This is a genomic window from Holdemanella porci (genome assembly GCF_019052655.1).
Lineage (GTDB): Bacteria > Bacillota_I > Bacilli_A > Erysipelotrichales > Erysipelotrichaceae > Holdemanella > Holdemanella hominis.
Map to the genome: position 1 here is coordinate 1 of NZ_JAHQVB010000073.1, position 8,781 is coordinate 8,781.

The 8,781-nt window shown below is 35.0% G+C and carries 8 protein-coding genes; 7 read left to right on the top strand and 1 reads right to left on the bottom strand.

Features of this window, described 5'->3' with window-relative positions; genetic code table 11:
* The first annotated feature begins 72 nt into the window (after positions 1-72).
* Positions 73-552, top strand: coding sequence for a diguanylate cyclase (locus tag KTQ83_RS10295; RefSeq protein WP_217256754.1), 480 nt, complete (start codon positions 73-75; stop codon positions 550-552).
* 36 nt (positions 553-588) lie between these two features.
* Here KTQ83_RS10295 and rnhC read toward each other — a convergent pair whose 3' ends face one another.
* A complete protein-coding gene (rnhC, locus tag KTQ83_RS10300) occupies positions 589-1,437 on the bottom strand; it encodes a ribonuclease HIII (RefSeq protein WP_186998816.1) in 849 nt (282 codons plus the stop codon).
* A gap of 63 nt (positions 1,438-1,500) precedes the next feature.
* On the opposite strand from rnhC, the gene KTQ83_RS10305 reads away from it, so the two are divergent.
* Genes KTQ83_RS10305 through KTQ83_RS10330 form a run of 6 tightly spaced genes read left to right on the top strand, consistent with a single transcriptional unit; the run spans position 1,501 to position 8,576 of the window.
* Positions 1,501-3,813 carry an endonuclease MutS2 gene (locus tag KTQ83_RS10305; RefSeq protein WP_217256755.1) on the top strand — a complete coding sequence of 771 codons (2,313 nt, stop codon included), beginning with the start codon at positions 1,501-1,503 and terminating at the stop codon, positions 3,811-3,813.
* An 8-nt stretch (positions 3,814-3,821) separates the two neighbouring features.
* Positions 3,822-5,579, top strand: coding sequence for an excinuclease ABC subunit UvrC (gene uvrC / locus KTQ83_RS10310; protein WP_217256756.1), 1,758 nt, complete (start codon positions 3,822-3,824; stop codon positions 5,577-5,579).
* Between the two features lie 35 nt (positions 5,580-5,614).
* Positions 5,615-6,655, top strand: a complete 1,041-nt coding sequence (locus KTQ83_RS10315) for a D-alanyl-D-alanine carboxypeptidase family protein (RefSeq protein ID WP_227402459.1) — start codon at positions 5,615-5,617, stop codon at positions 6,653-6,655.
* Positions 6,656-6,663: 8 nt separating this feature from the next.
* Positions 6,664-7,131, top strand: coding sequence for a metallophosphoesterase family protein (locus KTQ83_RS10320; protein ID WP_186998819.1), 468 nt, complete (start codon positions 6,664-6,666; stop codon positions 7,129-7,131).
* A gap of 16 nt (positions 7,132-7,147) precedes the next feature.
* Positions 7,148-7,822 carry an LbetaH domain-containing protein gene (locus tag KTQ83_RS10325; protein WP_186998820.1) on the top strand — a complete coding sequence of 225 codons (675 nt, stop codon included), beginning with the start codon at positions 7,148-7,150 and terminating at the stop codon, positions 7,820-7,822.
* Positions 7,823-7,874: 52 nt separating this feature from the next.
* A complete protein-coding gene (locus KTQ83_RS10330; protein WP_186998821.1) occupies positions 7,875-8,576 on the top strand; it encodes a biosynthetic peptidoglycan transglycosylase in 702 nt (233 codons plus the stop codon).
* Positions 8,577-8,781: the final 205 nt, after the last annotated feature.

Here is an 8,781-nt window from a genome sequence, read left to right on the forward strand (position 1 = left end):
CATTAGAATTTAAAATTTATCTATTTTATGAGTCCTTTTTCTTGACGTAGTACCAGACTTTTTATTTTAGTTATGGTAAATGAAGAGGATGCTTTTGCGAGTGTTTTGACACTGAAAAAGAATTATATGGTCATGGTCATCTGTGAAATATTGATTCTCTTATTGTATTGTGGATTCTATATCACAATAGTTCGTAGAATTTCTAAAAAATCTGATGAACTTAATGAAGATTTAAATGGACTTAAAGAAATTAATGATAAAATAGGACATATCGCAGGTGATACACTCATTATTACTGCATCATATGCTCTACAAGAAATCTTCTTAGATAATTCCTATCGTGTAGGTGGAGATGAGTTTGTGGTCATTGGACAAGATGTATCCGAACTCTTATTCTTTGATCAATATGCAAAATTACTTAAACGAATGAAAGAATTAGAAATCAGTGTTGCGACAGGTTGTGTGTGGAAAGAAACTTGTTCAAATCTATCTGAAACTTTACAAGAAGCGATCAAAAGATGTATGAAGATAAAGAGTGATAGTATTCTTTAGTTGAAAATGATCGAAGAAGACAAAAAAGATTGGAAATTAAACTCCAATCTTCTGTGTGTTTTTGAAATGAAGCTTTGCCACTTGGTAAAGCTTTTCTTTTCCAAATTTTTGTACGAATTTCTTGCCGCACACATCCACCTTGCTTCCGGCACCTTTCTCAAATTTAAAATCATATTTTTCTTCCATAAGATCCCACGTTTCTAGAAAGGCATTTCTTGCCAGGATACTCGCACAAGCTACTGCTAGGTATTTGTTTTCGGCCTTGGTCTCAAAAGTGATACCTCTAATGACTTCAGGAAAGCCTTGTAAGTAGCGATAGTAACTTTTTTCTTGCACAAACTGATCAATAACAATCTGCTTAGGAAGCGTATATCCTTTATGCACCAAATTTACATAAGCCTGGTTATGCAGGCGACACTTCATATCCACCATATTACAAGTATCATGCATGTCATTATATTTTGTATTGGGAACAATCAAAATACTATGTGGACACACTTCCTTGATGATAGGTGCAAGCTTACGAATCTTAACATCATCCACCTGCTTTGAATCTTGAATGCCAAGATGTGCAAGTTTTTTTCGAGCCTCTTTTGTGACAATACAGCTAGCCACTACAACTGGACCAAAATAATCACCAGTACCCACTTCATCGCTGCCCGCTTGATCTTGTGCTTCACTATTTGTTTGTTTTGGTTCTAACCAAGAAAGATCGGCTCCCTGAAATACAACTTTACCACTTGTATATGCCGTAATCGAACATTCTTTCGTCTTGATTTGATAGTACGTATACTGTGGTGTACTTTCTTTTAATATAAAAGGAGATAATCTATTTTTTAATTGAAAGATCTCTTCTTTTGTCATATTCTTTGTCAATGTTGCCATTTTAATCACCTTATTTAGTTTACCATAAATTTTGTGTTAAAATAGGTGAGAACGGAGTATTTTATGGAACAAAATTTTAGAAACGAATTAAACCAGGCTATTGATTTTTCAAGTGTATTAACACAGGTTTCTGCATTTTCTAGCTTTTCTTGCGCCAAAGAAAAAATTTTAAATGCGTTACCTGTATTTGATAAATTAGAAATACAAGAACAATTAAACTATGCCAAAGAAGCCATTCAGTTTGAACAAGCCGGAGGCTTACTTTCTTTATCAGGAGCGAATGATATTTCTTTACCAGTCTCAAAAGCTTCGAAACAGATGACACTAACAAGTAAAGAATTGATTTCCATCTACCATTTTTTAACGGCTGTTAAACAAGCCAAACAAAGCCTGGATGAATCTGACTATCCAAAACTGACAAATTTAGCTCAATCTATGGATGGATGTACACGTTTGATGGATTCTATCATTTCAAAGATTGATCTAACAGGATCAGTCAAAGAAGATGCGACACCCGCATTAAAAAGTATGCATAAGGCGTTGGTAGATACGCGCTTAGCATTACAATCAAAATCAAGACAGTTTTTAAAGAAGAACAGTTTAAAACTTATGGAAAATATGACGACAACTGTATCTGGACGTGTTGTTGTCTTGGTTCGTGCCCAAGACAAGAATGCCTTTGGCGGTATGATTCATGGACAATCAAGTTCAGGACTCGCCTATTATGTTGAACCATCCAGCTTTGTAGCTGATAATAATGAGATTTCTTCTTTGATGATTCGTATTGAAGAAGAAAAGAAGCGAATCTGTAGGGAATTGTCGATGCAAGTTAAGAAAAATGCGTTGTCTTTAACTTCGGCATTAGAAACATTAACTGTAATTGATGTAGCTTTCACAAAGGCAAAATGGGCAGTGCGCTATGATGGATGCATTCCATCTTTACAATCAAGAGATCACTCTATGTATTTAGAACATGCCAAACATCCTTTGATTGATGAAAAGAAAGTGGTTTGTAACACATATGAATTAAATGATAAACAAGCTTGCCTTATGATTTCAGGACCAAACATGGGAGGTAAGACTGTCACATTAAAGACAATTGGACTCTTTGTGGCTTTGGCCCATGCAGCCTTTCCCGTATTATGTCATAAAGCCATTCTACCATTCTATCAATCGATGTATTTTGACATTGGAGATCATCAGTCCATTGAAAATAACTTATCGACTTTCTCAAGTCATATTTCTCGTTTGTCTCATATTTGTCAGAAGAGTGATGAGAATAGTTTTATCTTATTGGATGAAATTGGAAATGGTACCGATCCATTAGAAGGAGCCAGTCTTGCGGTTGCGATTTTAGAGTATTTGATTTCAAAAAGAAGTACGATCATTACTTCAACTCACTATTCGCAAGTAAAAACATATGGAAAAGCAAATGATTCTGTATTAGTATCGAGTGTTGAGTTTAATCCAGAAACATTAAAGCCAACCTATAAATATATTCCTGGTGTATCTGGAGCAAGTTATGCCTTTCATATTGCCAGAGAATACAATTTAGAAGAGTCCATTTTAGAAAGAGCGGATTTTTTGAAGAATGAAAATGAAAAGCAGACAGAAAAAGAATTGGAGAAATTAGAAAAACTTCAAAATGATGTCTTGAAACAAAAGGAGCGTTTTAATCAATTGATTGAAGATGCGCACCGCGTTCAAAAGGAGGCTTACGAAAAAGAAAAAGAAATCGAAAAGCGTAAGGCCCAATTGGATGCATCGTATCAGGAACAATTGAATGAGATGCTCGAAAAGAAAAAGGCAGAGGCCAAAGAAATCTTAACTGTGCTTCGTAAAGAAAAGACGGGTAAGCAGCATAAGCAGATTGAAAAGATGCATGAACTAGATCTTTTAAATGAGCATGTTGAAGAAATCGAAGACGATAAGAAAGAATTTAAGGTTGGTGATTATGTAAAAATCATAGGTTTAAATTCGCATGGTGAAATTGTGGATATTCGAAGAAATGAAGCTACCGTTTTAACGAATGGTATGAAGATGAAGGTGAAAATTTCTAAGTTGGAGCCTATGCATAAGCCACAAATCAAGAAAGCAACTTATAAAGCGCATGTAGAATCGGTATCCAGTCGTTTTCCTTTGGAGTTGAATCTAATTGGAATGCGTGTTGAAGAAGGCGTTGCTGCTTTAGATAAATATTTAGATCAAGCTGTCGTTAAACACATTAAACAAGTACGTATCATTCATGGTATGGGTACGGGTGCTTTGCGTACAGCCGTATGGAAGGATTTAAAGAAACAACCAAATGTTTCTAAGTTTAACAGTGCCGGTCCAAGTGAAGGTGGACTTGGTGCAACTATCGTTATATTAAAGTAGGGGATAAAATGAGTGTTTCTAAACATTTACAAGATAAATTAGCCTTACTTCCAGATTCTCCTGGTTGTTACATCATGAAAGATGAAAATCAGAATATATTGTATGTGGGAAAGGCCAAAGTATTAAAGAATCGTGTGCGTTCTTATTTTCATGGTACCCACAACAATAAGACGACGCGTTTAGTGTCGCACATTCGTGATTTTGAATTTATCGTGACGGGCAGTGAAAAAGAGGCTTTATTATTAGAAATCAATTTAATAAAAAAACATACGCCACCTTACAACATCATGTTTATGGATGATAAGACATATCCATATATTGAGATTACAAAAGAGAATAATTTTGTGGTGCGTACAACACGAAATATCAAAAATAAAAAGAGTGAATATTTTGGGCCGTATCCAAGTAGTCAGTCGGCTTATGAAATCGTGAAATTGATCAATCAGATCTTTTGCGTACGTAAATGTCGTCATATTCCAGATTCTCCGTGTTTGTACTATCACATGCACCAATGTCTAGGACCTTGTATTCATGAGATTGATCCTAAGGAAAACGAAGTGACGCGTAAAAAAATTAAGAAGTTTTTGCAGGGAGACACCAAAGAGGTGATGGATTCTTTGCAGGCTAAAATGATGGAGGCCAGTGAAAACTTGCAGTTTGAAAAAGCACAGGAAATCTATAATACGATCCAAGCATTAGAGCATGTCATTGAAAAACAGACGATTGACTTTAAAGATCGTGCTAATCGTGATGTATTTGGATATTATGTGGATTCTGGATATATTTCTTTTCAAGGTTTCTTTATTCGTCAAGGAAAATTATTGGAGAGAAATATGTCAATTACACCGTTATATGAAGATGAGATGGATGCCTTTACTAGCTTTATCATGCAGTATTATGAAAAAAATGTGGTGCCAAAAGAAATTTTGGTGCCGTCCGGAACGCCTGTGGATGTTTTAAAGGAAGCTTTAAATACGAATGTGCATATTCCAGTTCGTGGTGAAAAAAAGAAACTGATAGATTTAGTTTATAAAAATGCAAAGGAAGCACATGAACAGAAGTTTAAACTGGTATTTCGTAAGGATAATGAGTTGCGTCAGGCCAATGAAATGTTGTCAAAAATATTCAATGCGGATATTCATACGGTTGAAATGTTTGATAACTCCCACATCCAAGGTACGTTTAATGTGAGTGGTTTGGTTGTCTTTAAGGATGGCTTACCCGATAAGAATTCATATCGTCATTATAAATTAGATGGGTATCGCAGTGATGTGGACAGTATGAAAGAAGTCATTTATCGAAGATACTTTCGATTGTTGAAAGAACATTTGCCGATGCCAGATTTATTGTTGGTGGATGGTGGTGCTGCACAGATTGCTGCGGCCAAAGAAATTATAGATATGTTGCAGCTTGATTTAAGAGTGGCAGGACTTGTAAAGGATGATAAGCATGCGACAAGAGCGTTGATGGATGTGAATTTAAATGAAATTCAGATTGATTCCAAATCGAGCTTATTCTTCTTATTAACACGTATGCAGGATGAAGTGCATCGATTTGCGATTTCATATCATAGAAAACTTCGAAATCAGTCTATGACAAAATCTGTATTGGATACGGTGAGTGGTATTGGGCCGAAGCGTAAAAAGGAATTGTTGAAGCATTTTAAAAGCATGAAGCAGATGCGTCTTGCGAGTGTAGAACAATTGAGTGAAGTGATTCCAGAAGATGTGGCTAAGATTCTATATGCTCGTTTGCATGAGAAGTAATAGTCTAGTATAATGGGGTGCGTGAGGTACTTATTTTGATTAGTAAAAAAGAATTGCGAGCACGTATTTTATTGATTGTGGTTTGTCTAGCGGTTGGCTTATATTGTCTATATACTATGGATAAATCGTACGATCCTTTAGCTCGATATCCTTATACAACCGATGAAAATCGTGATGTTTTATTAAAATATCTAGATAGTGATGATATTGATTATTTGGTAAATCAACATATTACTCCGGATAAATTTATGGATTTTATAGAGTTGAAAGATTTCGATTTAAAAAATACGTTATATTATAAAGAAGCCAAGGAAACGCAGGATGCAGATAATGAATACATCGTCAATTTTGTGAATCGTTTTCGAAAGAATTTTTCGTATGATTCTTTAAAACAAATGTTGATGCACTATTCATATATTGATTTAACGACGTTCTATGAAAACGAAGCTGTATTATATTCAGATTTAAGATTGATTGCTGATCCAACCAATCCGTATGCTGTATTAAATCAGGAAAATACGGTATATAAGTATATACCAGAAAAGATTACGACATTTAATACTATCTTTGTTCAAATATGTATGGTCGAAGATCTAACGAATATGTTAGATTCGTATGCGTCTGTTATGGATGGTCAGGATCATTTGAATTTGGTCAGTGGTTATTTGAATTATGAACAAATTCTAGATCAATATGTCAATGCATCCAAAGAATATGAGGGTGTTGACCACTATATGTTTAGTGCCGGCAAAAATGAGCAGCAACTCGGGTATACGATTGTATTAGAGGGCCATGATGAATGGATCGATCTATGTAGGCAATATGTCGATGATGAATATGATTATTCAAAAGTCGAAGAAGAACTGTCTGAAGAAAGTAAAAAGCGTATGGAATGGATTGAAGAAAATGCGTATCGCTATGGTTTTGTAATTCGTTACCAACAGGAACAAGAAAAGAAGACGGGACATTGGTATCAGCCTTTTATGCTTCGTTATGTGGGTGTAAAAACCGCAAAATTAATGCATGATAGCGGCAAGGGTATGGAACAAATGTCATTTCCGGATGAATTGGAGTAAAAGACTTTATGAAAATAGTAGTTGTGAGTGATTCTCATGGAAGAAACGATATATTAAAAACAATCCAGGAAAAACATCCAAATGCGAAATTGTTTATTCATTGTGGTGATTTAGAGGATGATCCGATGAATTTTCCAGGCTATATCATTGTGCGTGGAAACAATGATTATTTTGGTCGTTTTGAAAATGAAAGAATCATACCGATTGGTAAACATCAAATTTATGTAACACATTCTCATCGGTTCTCTTATTTTTTAAGAAGTGAGCAACTGGTGAATCGTGCTAAAGAATTGAATTGTGACATTGTATGTTTTGGACATACACACGTATCCTTTTTAGATCGTTTCGATGGTGTTACATTAGTAAATCCAGGATCTTTATCGCATTCTAGAGATGGAAAGCCATGTAGCTATGCGATTTTAGATATAAATGAAGATGACGTTCAGGTTGAATTAAAATTTGAACCTGAGTGGTAAGAAAGAGGGAAGTTTTATGTACAAAATAAGCGAATTATATGATTTAGATCATACTTTGGCAAAAGAATATTTAGCAAAGTTTGAATATCCTTGGCAAGCTTTGTCGGGAATCAAAGACTTGATTTTAGAACTGGGTAAAAACTTAGGAGAAGATTATGTGGAAGTCAAAGAACATGTATGGGTACACAAGAGTGCCAATGTCTTTGAAAGTGCATATCTAGGAGCTCCATGCATCATTGGTCCTGAAACAGAGGTTCGTCATTGTGCTTTTGTGCGTGGAAGTGCTTTAGTGGGCGCAAACTGCGTAGTTGGTAATAGTGTGGAATTAAAGAACTGTATTTTATTTGACAATGTAGAAACACCTCACTACAACTATGTAGGAGATAGTATTCTTGGATATCATTCTCACTTGGGTGCTGGGGGTATCACAAGTAATTTAAAGAGTGCTCGTGACAATATCATCTTAAGAAGAAAAGATGAAAATTATAATGTGGTTGAAGAATTTGAAACAGGATTAAGAAAAATCGGTGCCTTTATGGGTGATTATGTAGAAGTTGGATGTAACTCTGTACTTTGTCCAGGAACGATTATTGGTCCACACACAAATGTATATCCACTATCTCGTGTGCGTGGTCAGATTGCGGCAAATTCAATCTTTAAAGATGATTCACACGTGACTTTAAAGGATTAATCTTACGAACTTGTAATTTTACAAGTTCTTTTTCTTATGTTAATGTTTAGGTATGAAAAAGTTTGTTAAGTTTATATTTAAATTATTATTAATCTTGATTATTGCCTTTGTAGGCATCTTTTTTGGCAAAGGATATTGGGGTTATTTAGAATTAACACAATCTCAATCTGTGGATGATGTGGTAAGTGAAGTCACATCTAGATCTACTTTTGTCGGATATGATGATTTATCACCTGAACTCGTACGGGCAACAGTGGCAATAGAAGATCGTCGTTTTTATGATCATAGAGGCGTTGATTATATTGGGCTTATGCGTGCACTTGTATCCCAATTTGATGATGATCTATTAAAGAGTGGTGGTTCTACGATTACGCAGCAATTGTCTAAAAATTTATATGGTATGTTTGATGGTACGTGGGATCGTAAAAGTACAGAATTATTTGTAGCGCGTTATTTGGAGAAGCATTATTCTAAAAATGAAATCATTGCCCTATATGTGAATGTGATCAATTATGGAAATAACTATACAGGTATCTATGAAGCAAGTTATGGATATTTTGATACAGATCCAGAAGATCTGACTATAGCGCAGGCTTCTTTACTTGCAGGGATTCCCCAATCGCCAAATAATTATGAATTAGTTTATCATTTTGCCCAAGCCAAACAAAAACAATATGCCGTATTAAAGGCGATGGCTGAGTGTGGCTATATTTCAGAGAGTGATATTGCGACATATTATAATGCATCTGTTTAAGGATGCATTTTTTTCATCTTTTCTAAAATAGTTTAATAAATTTCGTATATAAGTATGTAGAAAGTGCCTACTAGAAAAGAGATGCTCATGAGGAGTGCAAATTTATTAAATGATTTCGCCTTTAAATATGTCTTTGGCGAAGATTGTAAAGAGATAATATGAAGTGACCTCCTATTGTCAATACGTGGATTACGACTCATAATTG